General features: G+C 39.9%; 17 protein-coding genes and 7 tRNA genes. 11 read left to right on the forward strand and 13 right to left on the reverse strand.

The window, feature by feature from the left end:
* Window positions 1–2 precede the first annotated feature (2 nt).
* From ATS74_RS03030 to lolB, 13 genes are all read right to left on the reverse strand, one after another.
* A tRNA-Gln gene (locus ATS74_RS03030) sits at window positions 3–77 on the reverse strand.
* A 39-nt stretch (window positions 78–116) separates the two neighbouring features.
* Window positions 117–201, reverse strand: a tRNA-Leu gene (locus ATS74_RS03035).
* 40 nt (window positions 202–241) lie between these two features.
* Window positions 242–316, reverse strand: a tRNA-Gln gene (locus tag ATS74_RS03040).
* Window positions 317–356: 40 nt separating this feature from the next.
* Window positions 357–441 (reverse strand) — tRNA-Leu (locus tag ATS74_RS03045).
* A 40-nt stretch (window positions 442–481) separates the two neighbouring features.
* Window positions 482–556: transfer RNA gene (locus ATS74_RS03050), tRNA-Gln, on the reverse strand.
* A 40-nt stretch (window positions 557–596) separates the two neighbouring features.
* A tRNA-Leu gene (locus tag ATS74_RS03055) sits at window positions 597–681 on the reverse strand.
* A 69-nt stretch (window positions 682–750) separates the two neighbouring features.
* Window positions 751–827: transfer RNA gene (locus ATS74_RS03060), tRNA-Met, on the reverse strand.
* Window positions 828–1,363: 536 nt separating this feature from the next.
* Window positions 1,364–2,455, reverse strand: a complete 1,092-nt coding sequence (ychF, locus tag ATS74_RS03065) for a redox-regulated ATPase YchF (RefSeq protein WP_058547452.1) — start codon at window positions 2,453–2,455, stop codon at window positions 1,364–1,366.
* A gap of 33 nt (window positions 2,456–2,488) precedes the next feature.
* Window positions 2,489–3,073 (reverse strand): aminoacyl-tRNA hydrolase, encoded by a 585-nt coding sequence (pth, locus tag ATS74_RS03070; protein WP_058547453.1) that lies wholly within the window; start codon window positions 3,071–3,073, stop codon window positions 2,489–2,491.
* A gap of 17 nt (window positions 3,074–3,090) precedes the next feature.
* Window positions 3,091–3,705, reverse strand: a complete 615-nt coding sequence (locus ATS74_RS03075) for a 50S ribosomal protein L25/general stress protein Ctc (protein WP_058547454.1) — start codon at window positions 3,703–3,705, stop codon at window positions 3,091–3,093.
* 149 nt (window positions 3,706–3,854) lie between these two features.
* The gene (locus ATS74_RS03080) at window positions 3,855–4,802 is read right to left on the reverse strand and encodes a ribose-phosphate pyrophosphokinase (RefSeq protein WP_058547455.1); all 948 of its coding nucleotides are present in this window, start codon (window positions 4,800–4,802) and stop codon (window positions 3,855–3,857) included.
* A gap of 88 nt (window positions 4,803–4,890) precedes the next feature.
* Complete coding sequence (gene ispE, locus ATS74_RS03085; protein ID WP_058547456.1) at window positions 4,891–5,748, reverse strand: 4-(cytidine 5'-diphospho)-2-C-methyl-D-erythritol kinase; 858 nt, start codon at window positions 5,746–5,748, stop codon at window positions 4,891–4,893.
* Window positions 5,749–6,112: 364 nt separating this feature from the next.
* Complete coding sequence (gene lolB / locus ATS74_RS03095) at window positions 6,113–6,700, reverse strand: lipoprotein insertase outer membrane protein LolB (RefSeq protein ID WP_058547458.1); 588 nt, start codon at window positions 6,698–6,700, stop codon at window positions 6,113–6,115.
* A gap of 83 nt (window positions 6,701–6,783) precedes the next feature.
* Between lolB and hemA the strand changes: the two genes are divergently transcribed.
* The 11 genes from hemA (at window position 6,784) to ATS74_RS03150 (ending at window position 17,109) form a co-directional block, all read left to right on the forward strand.
* Window positions 6,784–8,040 (forward strand): glutamyl-tRNA reductase, encoded by a 1,257-nt coding sequence (gene hemA, locus ATS74_RS03100; protein WP_201023013.1) that lies wholly within the window; start codon window positions 6,784–6,786, stop codon window positions 8,038–8,040.
* A 7-nt stretch (window positions 8,041–8,047) separates the two neighbouring features.
* Window positions 8,048–9,133: a peptide chain release factor 1 gene (gene prfA, locus ATS74_RS03105; RefSeq protein ID WP_058547460.1), complete on the forward strand. Its 1,086-nt coding sequence runs from the start codon at window positions 8,048–8,050 to the stop codon at window positions 9,131–9,133.
* A 2-nt stretch (window positions 9,134–9,135) separates the two neighbouring features.
* On the forward strand, window positions 9,136–9,975 hold the full coding sequence (prmC, locus tag ATS74_RS03110; protein WP_058547461.1) for a peptide chain release factor N(5)-glutamine methyltransferase: 840 nt from the start codon (window positions 9,136–9,138) through the stop codon (window positions 9,973–9,975).
* A 54-nt stretch (window positions 9,976–10,029) separates the two neighbouring features.
* Window positions 10,030–11,574, forward strand: coding sequence for a response regulator (locus tag ATS74_RS03115; protein ID WP_201023014.1), 1,545 nt, complete (start codon window positions 10,030–10,032; stop codon window positions 11,572–11,574).
* Between the two features lie 28 nt (window positions 11,575–11,602).
* On the forward strand, window positions 11,603–11,977 hold the full coding sequence (locus tag ATS74_RS03120) for a SirB2 family protein (protein WP_058547462.1): 375 nt from the start codon (window positions 11,603–11,605) through the stop codon (window positions 11,975–11,977).
* 144 nt (window positions 11,978–12,121) lie between these two features.
* Window positions 12,122–12,949, forward strand: a complete 828-nt coding sequence (locus tag ATS74_RS03125; RefSeq protein ID WP_058547463.1) for a tetratricopeptide repeat protein — start codon at window positions 12,122–12,124, stop codon at window positions 12,947–12,949.
* Window positions 12,950–12,963: 14 nt separating this feature from the next.
* A complete protein-coding gene (locus tag ATS74_RS03130) occupies window positions 12,964–14,217 on the forward strand; it encodes a DUF819 family protein (RefSeq protein ID WP_058547464.1) in 1,254 nt (417 codons plus the stop codon).
* 9 nt (window positions 14,218–14,226) lie between these two features.
* Window positions 14,227–15,081 (forward strand): 3-deoxy-8-phosphooctulonate synthase, encoded by an 855-nt coding sequence (kdsA, locus tag ATS74_RS03135; RefSeq protein WP_058547465.1) that lies wholly within the window; start codon window positions 14,227–14,229, stop codon window positions 15,079–15,081.
* Window positions 15,082–15,209: 128 nt separating this feature from the next.
* Window positions 15,210–16,106: a transcriptional regulator GcvA gene (locus ATS74_RS03140; RefSeq protein WP_058547466.1), complete on the forward strand. Its 897-nt coding sequence runs from the start codon at window positions 15,210–15,212 to the stop codon at window positions 16,104–16,106.
* 2 nt (window positions 16,107–16,108) lie between these two features.
* Window positions 16,109–16,744: an alpha/beta family hydrolase gene (locus ATS74_RS03145; protein WP_058547467.1), complete on the forward strand. Its 636-nt coding sequence runs from the start codon at window positions 16,109–16,111 to the stop codon at window positions 16,742–16,744.
* Window positions 16,741–17,109, forward strand: coding sequence for a DUF423 domain-containing protein (locus ATS74_RS03150; RefSeq protein WP_058547468.1), 369 nt, complete (start codon window positions 16,741–16,743; stop codon window positions 17,107–17,109). The genes ATS74_RS03145 and ATS74_RS03150 overlap by 4 nt, the downstream gene beginning before the upstream one ends.
* Window positions 17,110–17,112 lie beyond the last annotated feature (3 nt).

Consider the following 17,112-nt stretch of genomic DNA (forward strand, 5'->3'; position numbering starts at 1 on the left):
ATTGGCTGGGATACCAGGATTTGAACCTGGGAATGCCAGGATCAAAACCTGGTGCCTTACCGCTTGGCGATATCCCAACTATAAATTTGGATGAGTTTTAGTTCTAGTTAAGAACATGGTGCGGAAGGAGAGACTTGAACTCTCACAACCTAAGTTACTGGAACCTAAATCCAGCGCGTCTACCAATTCCGCCACTCCCGCATAATGTCATTCTTTAAAACAATTTTCTTGGTAAAGAAATTGGCTGGGATACCAGGATTTGAACCTGGGAATGCCAGGATCAAAACCTGGTGCCTTACCGCTTGGCGATATCCCAACAAAGAATTATTTGATAGTTTGAGTTCTTATCAAGAACATGGTGCGGAAGGAGAGACTTGAACTCTCACAACCTAAGTTACTGGAACCTAAATCCAGCGCGTCTACCAATTCCGCCACTCCCGCATACTGTCATTCTTTAAAACAATTTCCTTGGTATAGAAATTGGCTGGGATACCAGGATTTGAACCTGGGAATGCCAGGATCAAAACCTGGTGCCTTACCGCTTGGCGATATCCCAACAAAGAATTAATTGATAGTTTTAGTTCTTATCAAGAACATGGTGCGGAAGGAGAGACTTGAACTCTCACAACCTAAGTTACTGGAACCTAAATCCAGCGCGTCTACCAATTCCGCCACTCCCGCATTTCAAATTTTGATAAATCAAAACTGAGGTAGTTATTTTAAACTCTTCATTGAGCAACAAAAAATAAATGGTGGCTAAGACGGGATTTGAACCTGTGACCCCATCATTATGAGTGATGTGCTCTAACCAGCTGAGCTACTTAGCCATCTTTTTTGTTAGCACTTCATCGCTGAGTGCGGGGCGTATTATGCTGATATGACCCAAATCCGTCAACACCTTTTTTGCAAAAAAACACTTATCAGTGTTTGTTTGCAGGAAAATTAAGCTAAGCGGCTAAATTTTAATAAAAATGATGATTTTTTGACTGTAATTCAAATGCAAAACATGGCGATAAATCAAAAGAATAAAAACACACTGTTTAAAGTTGTTTGATTATTCGACAAGTTATCACGTACAACCTAAATTTTAGCATTAATTTGATATCTCAATACGTAATTTAATAGCTAAAGCGCTATTTTATTTTAATAAAGTGGGTATTAACTGGGTTTTTTAACTACACAAAGGCGTTTTAAATAATGTTTAGTTTGGTTATATGTGCCGCTTGAGTGCTTTTGCAAAGGGATTATATAAACGCAGGTGCGACGATTAAGTAGTTAAAGAGAAGTTTTGGTAGTGAGGATATAGTAAAGGATACAAAAAAGGCTCGTAAACACGAGCCTTTTTAGGTTTTCAATCGTTTAATTAAACGTTGAACAAGAAGTTCATCACATCGCCATCTTTAACAATGTATTCTTTACCTTCTTGGCGCATTTTGCCGGCTTCTTTTGCGCCGCTTTCACCTTTGAAGCCAATAAAGTCTTCATAAGCGATAGTTTGGGCACGGATAAAGCCACGCTCAAAGTCGGTATGGATTTTACCCGCTGCTTGTGGCGCTGTTGCACCAACAGGGATTGTCCATGCGCGTACTTCTTTTACGCCTGCTGTAAAGTAAGTTTGTAATTGTAGTAGTTCATAACCACCACGAATAACAAGGTTAAGGCCTGGCTCTTCTAAGCCAAGATCAGCCATAAACTCAAGTTTATCTTCGTCATCAAGCTCAGATAGCTCAGATTCGATTGCTGCACACACAGGAACAACAACAGCGCCTTCTGACTCAGCTATAGCGCGAACGCGATCAAGTAGTGGGTTATTCTCAAAACCATCTTCAGCAACGTTTGCAATGTACATTGTTGGCTTGATAGTTAAAAAGTTAATAGAGCTTATTGCTGCTTTTTCTTCTTTAGTTAATTCTAAAGAGCGAAGCGTTAAGCCTTCATCTAAGTGTACTTTTACTTTTTCAAGCGCAGCATTTTGCTCTTTTGCGTCTTTATCGCCGCCTTTTGCTTTTTTAGCATTACGGAAAATTGCTTTTTCAGCACTATCCATATCAGCAAGTACAAGCTCAGTATTAATTACGTCAATATCGTCAGCAGGGTCAATAGTACCTGCAACGTGTATTACGTTTTCATCTTCAAAACAGCGAACTACATGGCCAATTGCATCCGTTTCACGAATGTTTGCTAAAAATTGGTTACCTAAGCCTTCACCTTTAGATGCGCCTTTTACTAAGCCAGCAATATCCACAAATTCCATACTTGTAGTAAGAATGCGTTGCGGGTTTACTATTTTAGCAAGCTCGTCTAGACGAGGATCTGGCACAGGTACAACACCTGTATTAGGCTCAATGGTACAAAAAGGAAAGTTAGCGGCTTCAATACCCGCTTTAGTTAGTGCATTAAAAAGCGTTGATTTACCAACGTTAGGCAAGCCAACGATGCCACATTTAAAACCCATAGTAAGATACCTTGTTAAGATTCGTTTAAACGATTATGGTTTAAAAGAATGTAGTCTGTTTTGTGCTTTTAACACACCGTCTTTTGCAAGTATTTCCATACAGCGAACTGCTTCATCAACAGCGGCATCCATTTTTTCTTGGTCTTCTTTGGCTGCTTTTCCAAGCACCCAACCAGTAACCATTTCACGATGCCCCGGATGACCTACACCTATGCGTAAACGCATAAAGTCTTTTTGATTTGCCATTTTAGCAATAATGTCTTTTAAACCATTATGACCGCCGTGTCCGCCGCCTTTTTTTAATTTGGCAACGCCTGGGTCTAAATCCAATTCGTCGTGAGCTACTAAAATGTTTTCCACGGGGATTTTGAAAAAATTAGCTAAACTACCGACCGCTTTACCACTTAAATTCATGTAAGTAGTGGGGATCAATAATTTGAATTCTTGGCCTTGGATAATCACTTTGCCAGTAAGGCCGTGATATTTAGGATCGTGTTTTAGGGTGCAGTTATAGCGTGCAGCGAGTTGCTCGATGAACCAAGCACCTGCATTGTGGCGTGTGTTTGCGTATTCGGGGCCTGGATTAGCCAGGCCCACAAGCATTTGAATAGAATTCAAGGTGCGAACCTTAAATATTATTCAGCAGCGTCTGCAGCGTCGTCTTCAACTGGTGCAGACTTATTAGCTTTGATAGTCAAGATTGACTGATCGTGGCCTTCGCCTTTACCTAGTTCAACTGAGCTAACGCCTTTTGGAAAAGCAAGGTCAGAGATGTGAATTGAATCACCAACAACTAGCTCAGAAACGTTTACTTCGATGAATTCTGGAAGTGCTTTTGGAAGACAAGAAACTTCAACTTCAGTTAACTGGTGAACTACAGTTGCGCCAGCTTTAGTTACGATTTCTTCACCGATGAAGTGAAGAGGAACTTTAGTTGTAAGTTTATGAGTTGCGTCTACACGTTGGAAATCAAGGTGAGTAAGCTTAGGCTTGAATGGGTGACGTTGAATATCTTTTAAGATAGCTTCAACTTTCTCGCCGCCTACGTTAAGTGTAAGAATATGAGTGTAGAAACCTTCATCTTCTTGTGCTTTGATCATATCTTTATGAGCAAAAGTAAGAGATAAAGCTTCTTTGTCAGCTCCGTAAAGGATTGCAGGAACTTTGTCTTCGCGACGTAGGCGGCGGCTCGCACCAGTACCAGTTTCTACGCGAAGTTCAGCGTCATATGTATAAGTTGTGTTAGACATGATGTCTCCAATTATTTAAAAGTTTAGGGCCTTTGCGACCAAGGTCCCTAGCCAAAAGGCGCGCTATCATACCACCGCACCCCAACAAAATAAACATCGCTTACAAAAAAAGCGCCAAAAGGCGCTTTTATACTCAAAAATGCTTAATCTTAGTGTTCAAACATCGCTGAGATAGATTCTTCGTTGCTAATACGACGAATAGTTTCTGCTAACATGTCAGCAAGCGTAAGTACCTTAATTTTATCAAGGGCTTTAAGCTCGTCAGATAGCGGGATAGAGTCAGTTACAATAACCTCGTCAATCATTGAGTCACGTAAGTTCTCTGCTGCTTTACCTGAAAGAATAGGGTGCGTTGCGTATGCGAATACGCGTTTTGCGCCATGTTCTTTAAGTGCTTCAGCGGCTTTACATAACGTACCACCGGTATCAATCATATCATCTACGATAATACAATCACGACCTTCTACGTCACCAATAATATGCATTACTTGAGAAACGTTAGCTTGTGGGCGACGTTTATCGATAATAGCTAAATCAGTGTCGTGTAGTAGTTTTGCAATTGCACGCGCACGTACAACACCACCGATATCTGGAGATACTACAACAACGTCTTCAAAATCACGTTCTTCCATATCTTCAAGTAATACAGGGCTACCAAATACGTTATCTACTGGTACATCAAAGAAGCCTTGGATTTGTTCTGCGTGTAAATCAACCGTAAGAACACGGTCAACGCCTACGCTTGATAAGAAATCGGCAACAACTTTAGCGGTAATTGGAACACGAGCAGAGCGTACACGACGATCTTGACGTGCATAACCAAAATAAGGAATGACGGCAGTAATACGACCTGCAGATGCACGACGTAGAGCATCAACCATAACGATAAGTTCCATAAGGTTATCGTTTGTAGGGGCACAGGTTGATTGCAATATAAAAACATCCGAGCCACGAACATTTTCATTTATTTGAACACTGATCTCACCGTCGCTAAAACGGCCAACAACAGCATCGCCTAATTCAATATATAATCGTTTTGCAACTTTTTGAGCTAACTCAGGTGTTGCGTTACCAGCGAAGAGCTTCATGTCAGGCACGGTAGGGTTCCTCAGGCACTGAATTTTTGGACTAACCAATAATGATAAAAACCACTAGGGGTTAACTTATGATTACTTGTACGTTACTTCATTGATCGAATATGGCGGTAAGCTCCGTATGAGCAGGTGAGACATTTGCGCTAGAAGCAACAAAACCCTGCCAAGTATGGGGGAGATTATCAAGTACATCTTGTGCTTGAACTTGACTTGCAAATTCTACAAAACAACATGAACCTGTTCCGGTCATCTTCGACGGGGCGTATTTTAGCAACCACTGAAGGGTTTTTTCAACCTCGGGGCAGAGCTTTTTAACTAAAGGCTCACAATCATTAGTTAAACTGTGCTGTTCCCAGTTGCCAATTATTTTTGGTGTGTCGCGTTTTAAATCGGGATGAGTAAAAATTTTGGCTGTACTTACATGCTGATTTGGGTGAACTACACAGTACCATTTTTTCTCAAGGGTTACATGGTGCAATTGTTCACCAATACCGTGTGCTATGGCGCTTTGACCTTGAATGAATACAGGTACATCGGCCCCTAATTGTAAGCCTAATTTACCTAAAATTGTTAAATTTAAATCAAGCCCCCACATTTTATTTAATGCTAATAATGTTGTGGCAGCATCTGAAGAACCACCTCCAACACCGCCTCCCATTGGCAAACGTTTAGTTAAATTTATTTTTACGCCGTAGGGTGTTTTACTATAGGTTTGTAATAAAAGTGCCGCTTTATAGATGAGATTATCACTCAAGGGTATGTCTTTAGTATCACCTGTTATAGAAATACTTGCATCATTGGTTAATTCAAAATGTAGGGTGTCACCAAAATTTAAAAAGGTGAATAAGGTTTCTAGTTCGTGATAGCCATCATCACGGCGTGCATTTATATGTAAAAATAAGTTGAGCTTTGCAGGAGCAATAACAGAAAAAGAAGTTGTGCTATTCATGCTTAAAATAACCTGAAATTTAGATGATGAATCTATCTCGCGTCGCTACCCACAGTACTAACTGCGTTAAGGCCAACTTAAGTAGAGCTGCCTTCACGCGTAAATTTTTTATGCGTGCACTGAAAATATCTGACTAGAGAAAAATAAGTTTAAATGTTTTACGATTCAACTAAGTTAGTTAATATTTTAACCCAGTTTTGGTTTTACCAATCCGCAATAATACTTAATCATTTTCAGGGGCTAAACGTGTCGCTATCTGCGTTAAAAAATTCTCATTTAGAACAACTAAATAGCGAATTTTTTGCCTTGCTATCAACACGTTTATCCGCCCTCAAAATAGATCACTTAATTATGCGGATTGGTATTAATTAAATTGCCAATCGTAGAGTTGAATTTTAATTTTTATTTGTTGATGCTTCAAAGTAAGCTTTGTTGGTAACCAATAACCATTACTTTGTATATAAGTACCATAATCTATTTGCCACTTTTTACCTGTTTTATCAAACCACAACACTTGTTTAGCACGACCTAGCTCATCAACCACTAAACTTTGATCCTCTATGGTGCCTTTTAGCCAATTATCGGCGTTTTCTACTGGTAGGGTAAAGCCTGTTAGGCGTTTTAAAAGTGCTGAGGCATTAGTATCAAAATACTCATCGCCATCAAATTCAAGCTCAGCCCCATTTACTGTTTGCTTGAGTGATAAAATGCGAGTACCAATAAATGTAGTTAAAATTAAATTATTGGTTTTTGCTGTTTGCTGCCAATTTAAGTTTGCAGATTGGCGTTCTTCTGGACTTATAAAAGCAAGTTTCCCTTCCACCTGCCAAGTTTTTTGCGCACTAAGACGTGGTTTCCAATCATCATAAAGTGTTGTTTTTGTATCAATTTGATGAGCACAGCCCCCCAAAAACAAAAAAAACATGAATAAAATCAAATATTGTCGAATCAAATGTTGTTCCTTACTTTCCATATTCCGCTGATTTTTGGTAAAATTGCCGCCTTTAAAGTAGGGCTCAGCAATATTTGGCAAATATGACCATAATAGCACTAGGTATAAATCACAAAACCGCATCCGTAGAACTACGTGAAAAAGTGGCTTTTTCGCCTGAGCAAATTTCAGAGGCGTTGCAACAATTAAGTGGCCATGCCGACTTTAATGAAGCGGTTATTGTGTCTACCTGTAACCGAACCGAAATCTATTGTAGCCTTGCTCAGCAAAATTCCCAAACACTGTTATCGTGGCTTGCCAGTTTCCATGGTTTGGATGAACATGAACTGAGTAAAAATATTTACTGTCACGAAGATAGCGCAGCTATAAATCATTTAATGCGTGTTGCGTGTGGGCTTGATTCTTTAGTGTTGGGCGAGCCGCAAATTTTGGGGCAAATTAAGCAATCTTTTTTTAGTGCTAAAACGCATGATGCTATAGGCGTTACATTTGATAGGTTGTTCCAAAAAACGTTTTCGGTTGCTAAACAAGTTAGAACAGAAACCGATATAGGCGCAAGTGCGGTATCGGTGGCGTTTGCTGCGGTTAATTTAGCAAAGCACATTTACGGAAAGCTTGATAAAACCAATGTTTTATTAATTGGTGCTGGCGAAACAATAGAATTAGTTGCAAAGCATTTATACCAAAATGAGCCACAAAATATTACGGTGGCAAACAGAACCATTGAGCGTGCTCGTGGTTTAGCCGACGAAGTGTCGGCAGATGTAATTGCTTTAGCGCAATTACCTGAGCGTTTGCACAACGCTGATATTGTAATCAGTTCGACAGCCAGTACGTTACCAATTATAGGTAAAGGTGTTGTTGAGCAGGCATTAAAGCAGCGCCGCCATAAACCTATGCTATTTATAGATATTGCAGTACCACGTGATATTGAAAGCCAAGTAGGGGAGCTTGATGCTGCCTATTTATATTCTGTTGATGACTTACAAGCCATTGTAAGCGAGAATATGGCCGCTCGGGAGCAAGCTGCACAGCAAGCACAAATAATTATTAGCGAACGCACCAAAGAGTTTGCAATGTGGATGCGCTCGCTCGATTCGGTCGATTTAATTCGCCATTATAGAAATGATGTACAAACAATTAAATCAGAACTTGTAGAACGTGCTGTTAGTCAGCTAAATACAGGTAAAGATGCAGAAAAAATTATATTAGAGCTCGCCAATAAATTAACCAATCGCTTAATGCACGCGCCTACCCGTGCTATTCAAGATGCAGCGAAAAAAGGTGAAGTGGCACAGCTAAACCAGTTGAAAAAAATGTTAGGTATTGATCAGGAATAACCGTTAAATGAAAGAGTCTGTTTATAATAAGTTAGAAACCTTAGTAGAGCGTTATGAAGAAGTACAAGCGCTGCTAAGCGACCCGTCGGTCATTAGTGATCAAAACCGTTTCCGTGCGCTTTCTAAAGAGTATTCGGAGCTTGAAGAGATCGTTAAGACGTTTTTATCGTTCAAGGGTACACAAGATGATTTAGCCAGTGCTGAAGAAATGCTTAAAGATTCAGACCCTGATATGCGTGAAATGGCGCAAGAAGAATATAAAGAAGCTAAAGCGCAAATTTTAACACTAGAAGATGAACTTCAAGTATTAATGTTACCTAAAGATCCTAAAGATAATAACAATGTATTTTTAGAAGTGCGCGCAGGTACAGGTGGTGATGAAGCGGCTATATTCGCGGGTGACTTATTTAGAATGTACAGCCGTTTTGCTGAAACGCAAAAATGGAAACTTGAAGTGGTTACTACTAACGAAGGTGAACACGGCGGTTATAAAGAAGTAATCGCGAATATTAGTGGTGAAGGCGTTTACGGTAAGCTTAAGTTTGAATCAGGTGTACACCGTGTTCAACGTGTACCAGAAACCGAATCGCAAGGGCGCGTGCATACTTCTGCATGTACTGTAGCAGTAATGGCTGAAGTACCAGAAGCGGAAGCGATAGAAATTAATACCGCCGATATAAAAGTAGACACATTTAGAGCGTCGGGCGCTGGTGGTCAGCACGTAAATAAAACTGACTCAGCAATCCGTATTACGCATTTACCAACAGGCGTTGTGGTTGAGTGTCAGGATGAGCGTTCGCAACATAAAAACCGCGCGAAGGCGATGTCAGTACTTGCAGCGCGCTTGCAACAAGCTGAGGATGAAAAGCGCCATGCTGCAGAGGCTTCTGAGCGCCGTAACTTAGTAGGTAGCGGTGATCGTTCTGAGCGTATCCGTACTTACAATTACCCGCAAGGTCGTATTACCGATCACCGTATTAATTTAACGCTGTATCGCTTAAATGAAGTAGTAGCGGGTGATTTAGGTGCAATTGTAGATCCGTTAATGCAAGAGCATCAGGCTGACTTATTGGCTGCAATGGGCGACGATTAATAGTGAGCCTCACTCTTGAACAAGCAATTGCTGCAGGTGCTGATTTATTAGCATCTAGCAGCGAAAGCGCCAAATTAGACGCACAAGTTTTACTTATTCATATACTTCAAAAACCTCGTAGCTACCTTTTTACTTGGCCAGAGCATGTGCTTAGTAATGAGCAGCAGTCGCAATTTAATGTATTTCTTCAAAGGCGTTTAAAAGGTGAGCCAGTGGCCCACATTACAGGGCTGCGTGAGTTTTGGAGCTTGTCGCTTGAAGTAAATGCAACAACGCTAATTCCTCGCCCTGATACTGAAACCTTGGTTGAATGCGCATTAAACTTGGCTATGCTCGATACTGCAAAAGTACTTGATTTAGGCACGGGAACAGGTGCAATAGCGCTTGCATTAGGCTGCGAGATGCCTAATTGGCAAATAGTAGCGGTGGATAAAGTAACTGAAGCGGTAGCACTTGCTAATAAAAATCAGCAGCGTCTAGGTATTAATAATGTAGACGTTAAGCAAAGTAATTGGTTTAGTGCTTTGCAAGGCGAGAGATTTAATTTAATTGTCACTAACCCTCCTTATATTGAGCAAGATGATATACACCTTAATCAAGGTGATGTTAGGTTTGAGCCTCTATCTGCATTAGTGGCCGATGACGCTGGAATGTCTGATATTAAACAAATAATTACACAATCACGTGACTATTTGCTATCTAGTGGCTATCTTTTAATAGAACACGGTTTTGAGCAAGCTGAAGCTGTTCGTCATTTGTTTAAAGAGATGGCGTTTATAAATATTAAAACAGTTAAAGACTTTGGTAACAATGACCGTGTAACGCTTGCACAGTGGCCCTAAAGAATAATAATTGCCTACTAGTGCGTTAAATAATGCCATGAAGGAATTCCTATTATGATGGGTGATTTTTTATTTTCAGATGAACCAGAAGAGTCGGTCAATGAGATTGAACACGGTACCTGGAAAGTATTAATCGTTGATGATGAGCCTGAAGTTCATGCTGTTACTAAACTTGCATTGAGTGACTTTGAGTTTCAAGACAAACGTTTAGAGTTTATTAGCGCTTATTCGGGTGCTGAAGCAAAAGAGCTTGTTAAAGAGCATCCAGATGCAGCTATTGTACTGCTTGATGTAGTAATGGAAACTGACGACGCTGGTTTACAAGTTGCTAAGTTTATTCGCGAAGAGGCTAAAAATAACCATATACGAATTATTTTAAGAACCGGCCAGCCAGGCCAAGCCCCTGAACGCCAAGTAATTATTAATTACGATATTAACGATTACAAATCAAAAACTGAGCTTACTGCTCAAAAGCTATTTACTGTAATCATGTCGAGCCTGCGTTCATACCGCGACATTATTTCGATTGAGCAATCTCGCGAAGGGCTGGAAAAGATAATCACCGCTTCTCGCGATATATTCTCAGCTCATTCAATAGAAAACTTTATTGAAGGAGTCATGCAGCAATTAACGTCTTTATTAGGTATTGCCGATCAAGCTATGTATGCAACGACTTTAGTTGCCCAAAATCCTGAACAAGAAAATAATAAAAAGCTCATTGTATGCTCTGGTACTGGTGATTTTGAGCAAAGTGAAGGTAAAGAGCTTGAAGATGTTTTACAAACAGAACAATTAAGTGCCTGCCAACAAGCGCTTAATGAAAAGAGCATTATTTATAAAGACAATTACTTATTTGCGTATTGCAGCAGTGAGTACAATCACAACTCCATGTTGTTTATATCAGGTATTCCAAAAGATTTAACACCTACACAGCGACATTTAATTGAAATTTTTTCTCAAAACGTGCAACTTGCGTTTGAAAATGTTCAGCTGCAATCTGAAATAGAAGCAACCCAGCAAGAGCTTGTGTATAGGCTTAGTGAAGCTGTTGAACAGCGTTCAACAGAAACAGGTAATCATGTTAAACGAGTTGCACATATTTGCCATATATTAGCCCAGGGTTACGGGTTATCTAAACACGATGCCGATTTAGTTAGGCTCGCATCGCCGCTGCATGATGTAGGTAAAGTGGGCATTCCGGATGCGGTATTAAATAAGCCTGCAAAATTAGACGCTCAAGAATGGGAAATAATGAAAACCCATACTGATAAAGGGTATGTTATTTTAAAAGATTCTCCACATGAAATTGTTAGTGCCGGAGCCATTATAGCAAAAGAGCACCACGAAAAGTGGGATGGCTCTGGCTATCCGCAAGGGCTAAAAGGTGATGAAATAAATGTTTTTGGCCGAATTGTTGCGCTTGCCGATGTATACGATGCACTGCGCCATAAACGATGTTATAAAGAGCCTTGGACATTGCAAAATGTTGTTGATGAAATTAACGGCCAAAAAGGCACACACTTTGAGCCAAAATTGGTTGAAGTGTTTAATGAGAAGCTAAATGAGTTAGAGACGGTACTTAGCCGTTATCCTGACTAGTTTTATTAAAACAGAAGATTAGAGGCATATGGATTATATAGCAGTAAAACACTCGCACATGGCTATTGCGTTATTGAGTGTGATTTTATTTTATGTTCGCGCTTTTTCGCGCATGGGTAGCGGTAAATTAGCAAAAAATAAAGTGGTGATGATTGGCAGCCATAGTATAGATACACTGTTATTAGTATCTGCTTTAACTCTTGTTTTTATGGCTAAAATTAATCCATTTGAACAGCTTTGGCTGTTAGAAAAAATAGTATTAGTTGTTATATACATTGCAATTGGGGTTAAAAGTGCAAGGCAAACTAATATGGTTGCTAAAATCATTTATGTTTTAGTAAACACTGCTGTTATTTTAGCGATTGGTTATTTGGCAACGTCTAAGTCGGCTTTATTGTTTTAAGTTATATTTAATTGCTTGGGCTTTACTGATTGGTGAAGCCCAATTTTTACTCCCTCCCTTATAAATTCAAGACATGACACTATTGGTATCTGACTTTAAAATTAGGTAAACTACGCCTTCGTTTTCTAAAATGTTGCAGTATGAATGACTACCCTCGGGTTTGATGAACACGATGAATCCTATCTTGATGATGCTTACGATGAGTTTACTCCTCCAGCGATTTACCGCTGTATTAAAGCTGAGTCAAAATGGGACCCTCAAATAGATTTAACACCATGTTATGAAACTCTCACTGACTTTGAGCAGCAAATTACAGCGCTGTGCTTAAAAGTAAGTGATGAGCACGATCGTCTCGAAAAATTATTAGATGTGTTTTACAGCGATTGGCTATTTAGCGCTTCAAGCTTAAAAGTACCAGAGTACAAACTAAATACTTTAAGTTACACGCTCTCAATGCGTAGTGGTACGCCAACCACATTAGCTATTCTACTTTGTCATTTTTTACAACAAGCAAATCTTGACGCAAATTTAAGCATTACCCAAGGTGATGTAGGCGTGCATGTTGCTATAAGTGATGAAGAAGGGTACATAATTGAGCCAAGCAGTGGACAGCAAAGCTGGTACATTATCCCTGAAAATGCTGATGAAGAAGAGGGTCAAGAACAAGAACCTTTAGAGCTAATTTTTGATGATGAATTGTACAAGCTGTTTTTAGCCCAGCAAAAGTGGTCTTTCATAAGTGAAAATAAATTTGGTCACGCTTTAACCTGTGTAGAAATGCTAATGGAGCTATTAGGCGATGACCCGTATGAGAGACGCGACAGAGGTTACTTACTCAATCAGCTTGATTGCCCTAAAATGGCACGTGACGATTTACAGTTTTTTGTTGATGAGTGCCCAGATGATCCTGCAATTGAGATTATTCAGCATCAAATAGAAGAACTAGAAGATAATAATAAAACACACCATTAAGAATAGGAATAACTATGGCTGACACCCACACTGCATTAATTACTAATGATGCTGTTGTACTTGGTTTACTTGCTATAATTTTGGGGTTTATATTTAAAACCTCAAGTAGTGAAAACCCAAAACTAAAAGCATTTTACAAATACGTACCGGCATTATTGCTGTGTTACTTTCTGCCTTCGTTATTAAATACCTTTGGTATTGTAGATGGCCATAGCTCAAACGTTTATTACGTTGCATCACGCTATTTATTACCAGCGTGTTTAATATTGCTCACTATTAGTATTGATTTAAAAGCAATTTTAAATCTAGGCCCTAAAGCACTTATTATGTTTTTAGTGGGCACACTGGGTATTGTAATTGGTGGGCCGCTATCTATTTTAGTAGTGAGTGTATTTAATCCTGATTTAGTGGGCGGTCACGGTCCTGAAGCCGTTTGGCGCGGTATGACAACTGTTGCTGGCAGCTGGATTGGCGGTGGCGCAAATCAAGCCTCAATGAAAGAGATGTTTGAAGTGGGCGGCGATATATTTTCAGTTATGGTAACTGTAGATGTAATTGTGGCAAATATTTGGATGGCTGTTTTATTATTAATGGCGGCTAATCATAAAAAAATTGATGCTGCTACAGGTGCAGATACCACGGCGATTGAAGATCTAAAAAACCGCGTTGAAAAGTACCATGCAGAGCATGCACGTATGCCAACTCTTAATGACTACATGGCCATTATTGCAATTGCATTTGGTATTACTGGTTTGGCTCATTTTTGCGCCGACTTTTTAGGGCCGTTTTTTGCTAATAACTATGCCTGGGCTAAAGAGTACAGTTTAAACAGTAAGTTCTTTTGGTTAATTGTTATTTCAACCACGATTGGTATTAGTTTGTCATTTACTAAAGTAAGACAAATTGAAGCCTTTGGTGCATCAAAAGTGGCTTCAAGTTTTTTATATATTTTAGTTGCCTCAATTGGTTTACACATGAACGTAACCGCTATATTTAGTAACCCAGGGTTATTTTTAATTGGTGGTATATGGATGCTAACCCATGCAAGCTTAATGCTTATTGTGGCAAAGTTAATTAAAGCACCTTTATTTTATATGGCAGTGGGTTCACAAGCTAATGTGGGCGGTGCTGCATCTGCGCCTGTCGTTGCATCTGCGTTTCATCCGTCGCTTGCACCGGTTGGTGTATTGCTTGCGGTACTTGGCTATGGTGTGGGTACTTATATGGCTTATATTTGTGGATTAATGATGCAAGCAGTTGCACCTTAAGGAATTTAAATGAACAACCAAGTTATTAATATTAATGAAATTGAACTGGCAAATGACAAACCATTTGTACTGTTTGGTGGTATTAACGTTTTAGAGTCTCGTGATTTAGCAATGCGTGTTGCGGAGCACTATGTTGAAGTAACCACAAAGCTAAATATCCCTTATGTATTTAAAGCGTCGTTTGATAAAGCAAACCGCTCTTCAATTAATTCTTACCGTGGTCCAGGTATGGAAGAGGGCTTAAAAATATTTGAAGAGATTAAAAATACCTTTAATATCCCATTAATCACTGATGTACACGAGCCGCATCAAGCTGCGCCTGTTGCTGAAGTGGTTGATGTAATTCAATTACCTGCTTTTTTAGCACGTCAAACCGACTTAGTGGTAGCAATGGCTAAAACAGGTGCGATTATTAATGTGAAAAAACCACAGTTTTTAGCACCACACGAAATGCGTCATATCATTACTAAATTTAATGAAGCGGGTAACAACAATGTTGCTTTGTGTGAGCGTGGTTCAAGCTTTGGTTATAATAACTTAGTCGTTGATATGCTAGGCATGGATGACATGAAAGCAATGGCGCCTGTTATTTTTGATGCAACGCATGCATTACAACGCCCAGGTGGCCGTGCAGATTCGGCTGATGGTCGTCGTGCTCAAGCTGCTGAACTTGCTCGCAGCGGTATGGCGCTTGGAATTGCTGGCTTATTTATTGAGGCGCATCCAAACCCTAATGAAGCTAAGTGTGATGGCCCATGTGCGCTTGCACTTAGTAAATTAGAAGGTTACCTATCGCAAATGAAAGCGGTAGACGATTTAATTAAAAGCTTTGCACCGCTTGATACAAGTGCCAGTGATTTATAATTAATTACCTTTAAAGAGGTAGATTTAAAAGCGACTCAGGTCGCTTTTTTTATGCCATTAATATACACACACATAGATGGTGTATATAATCTCACGCATAAGAAAAACTAATTCTAAGCTTGGTTACTATGTCAAGACGGGTTCCTCCATTAAACGCATTAAAAGCCTTTGAAGCGGCTGCACGGCATTTGAGTTTTACTAAAGCCGCAGAAGAGCTCTACGTTACGCAGGCGGCAGTCAGTCATCAAATAAAAACACTTGAAGAGCATTTAGGCTTAAAGCTGTTTCTACGTAAAAACCGCTCTTTATTATTAACTGAAGAAGGCCAAGGCTATTTTTTAGATATTAAAGAAATTTTTACTCAGCTTATTGATGCCACCGAAAAACTCTTAGCACGTGGTGCAAAAGGTTCTTTAACGGTGAGCTTAACCCCTAGCTTTGCGATTCAGTGGCTTGTACCTCGTTTGAGCTTGTTTAATGAGCTATATCCTGAAATTGATGTGCGAATAAAAGCGCAAGATCAAGATGAAAACTCTTTAACAGATGACGTAGATATAGCTATTTACTATGGACGAGGTCACTGGAGTGGCGTACAGGCGTATAAGCTCCATACAGAGTATCTAGTGCCATTGTGTAGCCCAATGTTATTAAGTGGGCCTAAACCACTTGATCAACCCAGTGATTTAGCACATCACACCTTGTTGCACGACACCACGCGTAAAAATTGGAAAACATGGATGAAAACCGCCGGAGTGCGAAACATACAAGTTAACCAAGGGCCTATATTTAGCCACTCATCTATGGTGTTACAAGCTGCGGTACATGGCCAAGGTGTTGCTATTGGTAACAGTGTGTTAGCTAAGCCCGATATAGACGCAGGGCGCTTAGTTATTCCGTTTAGCCACAGCCTTGAAAGTAAAAACGCTTATTATTTAGTGCTTAGAGAGTCGCAAACAGAGCTAGGTAAAATAGTGTCGTTTAAAGAGTGGATGTTAAGCTTAGTAGAGCAAGAACAAGAGTATTAATAATGATTGAGTGGTTTGAAAGTACAACACAGCCTGCTATCGCGCAGTTTATATTTGCACATGGTGCCGGCGCTGGTAGTGATTCTGATTTTATGCAATACATGGCAAAAACGATAAGCGAGCAAGGCGTAGATGTAGGCTTATTTGATTTTGAATATATGCAAATTGCAAAACAAACCAACAAACGTAGACCGCCTGAACGTGCCCCTAAGTTACTGACTTATTATGAGCAAACTTTAACGCAAACGCAGCCAAATTTACCCCTGTTTATAGGTGGTAAATCAATGGGAGGGCGGATGGCTTCAATGCTTGCATGTACGACTAAGCAGCTTGTTAAAGGCGTTATTGCGTTTGGTTACCCATTTCACCCGCCAGGCAAACCAGAGAAGCTTCGCACAGAACACTTTGGCGATATTCATTGCCCATTTTTAGTATTGCAAGGCGAGCGAGATACATTCGGTACGCGTGAAGAGCTTAAAACCCTCGCTATGCCCAAACAGCCGAGTTTTGTGTGGCTGACCGACGGGGATCATTCATTAAAACCACGTAAAAAAAGTGGAGTAACTGAACAAGAGAACCTCAAAGCAGCGGCATTTAGTGCTATTGAATTTATAAAACACATAGTGGAGCAGAAATGATCAAACTATTTTTAATGACCGGAAGTCTCTTTTGTATGCTGTCGGTTATGTTAGGGGCGTTTGCCGCGCATGGTTTAAAAAGTCGTTTATCTGAATATTCTTTAGGTGTATTTAAAACGGCTGCTGAGTATCAAATGGTTCATGGCCTTGCGCTTATTGCGCTGGCCATTTTAATTAAATGGGGTATAAATTTAAGTTGGGCTGGTGGCTTTTTTATAGCTGGCACACTCCTTTTTAGTGGCAGCTTATATTTACTTGCGCTTAGTGGAATGAAGTGGCTAGGGCCAATAACACCGCTTGGCGGATTATGTTTTATTATTGGTTGGATTGTTATTTTAGTGCAAGTTGCACGATTTAAGTTTTAAAGA

The organism is Pseudoalteromonas sp. H103, from assembly GCF_001469205.1.
In the GTDB taxonomy this organism is placed as follows: domain Bacteria; phylum Pseudomonadota; class Gammaproteobacteria; order Enterobacterales; family Alteromonadaceae; genus Pseudoalteromonas; species Pseudoalteromonas carrageenovora.

Excerpts from the sequence above, each read along its gene's own strand:
- kdsA (WP_058547465.1), top strand. The coding sequence starts at position 14,227 with ATGAACAACCAAGTTATTAATATTAATGAAATTGAACTGGCAAATGAC.
- ATS74_RS03125 (WP_058547463.1), top strand. The coding sequence starts at position 12,122 with ATGACTACCCTCGGGTTTGATGAACACGATGAATCCTATCTTGATGAT.
- ychF (WP_058547452.1), bottom strand. The coding sequence starts at position 2,455 with ATGGGTTTTAAATGTGGCATCGTTGGCTTGCCTAACGTTGGTAAATCA.
- ATS74_RS03145 (WP_058547467.1), top strand. The coding sequence starts at position 16,109 with ATGATTGAGTGGTTTGAAAGTACAACACAGCCTGCTATCGCGCAGTTT.
- ATS74_RS03075 (WP_058547454.1), bottom strand. The coding sequence starts at position 3,705 with ATGTCTAACACAACTTATACATATGACGCTGAACTTCGCGTAGAAACT.
- ATS74_RS03150 (WP_058547468.1), top strand. The coding sequence starts at position 16,741 with ATGATCAAACTATTTTTAATGACCGGAAGTCTCTTTTGTATGCTGTCG.
- ATS74_RS03130 (WP_058547464.1), top strand. The coding sequence starts at position 12,964 with ATGGCTGACACCCACACTGCATTAATTACTAATGATGCTGTTGTACTT.
- hemA (WP_201023013.1), top strand. The coding sequence starts at position 6,784 with ATGACCATAATAGCACTAGGTATAAATCACAAAACCGCATCCGTAGAA.
- ATS74_RS03120 (WP_058547462.1), top strand. The coding sequence starts at position 11,603 with ATGGATTATATAGCAGTAAAACACTCGCACATGGCTATTGCGTTATTG.
- ATS74_RS03140 (WP_058547466.1), top strand. The coding sequence starts at position 15,210 with ATGTCAAGACGGGTTCCTCCATTAAACGCATTAAAAGCCTTTGAAGCG.
- ispE (WP_058547456.1), bottom strand. The coding sequence starts at position 5,748 with ATGAATAGCACAACTTCTTTTTCTGTTATTGCTCCTGCAAAGCTCAAC.
- ATS74_RS03115 (WP_201023014.1), top strand. The coding sequence starts at position 10,030 with ATGATGGGTGATTTTTTATTTTCAGATGAACCAGAAGAGTCGGTCAAT.
- prfA (WP_058547460.1), top strand. The coding sequence starts at position 8,048 with ATGAAAGAGTCTGTTTATAATAAGTTAGAAACCTTAGTAGAGCGTTAT.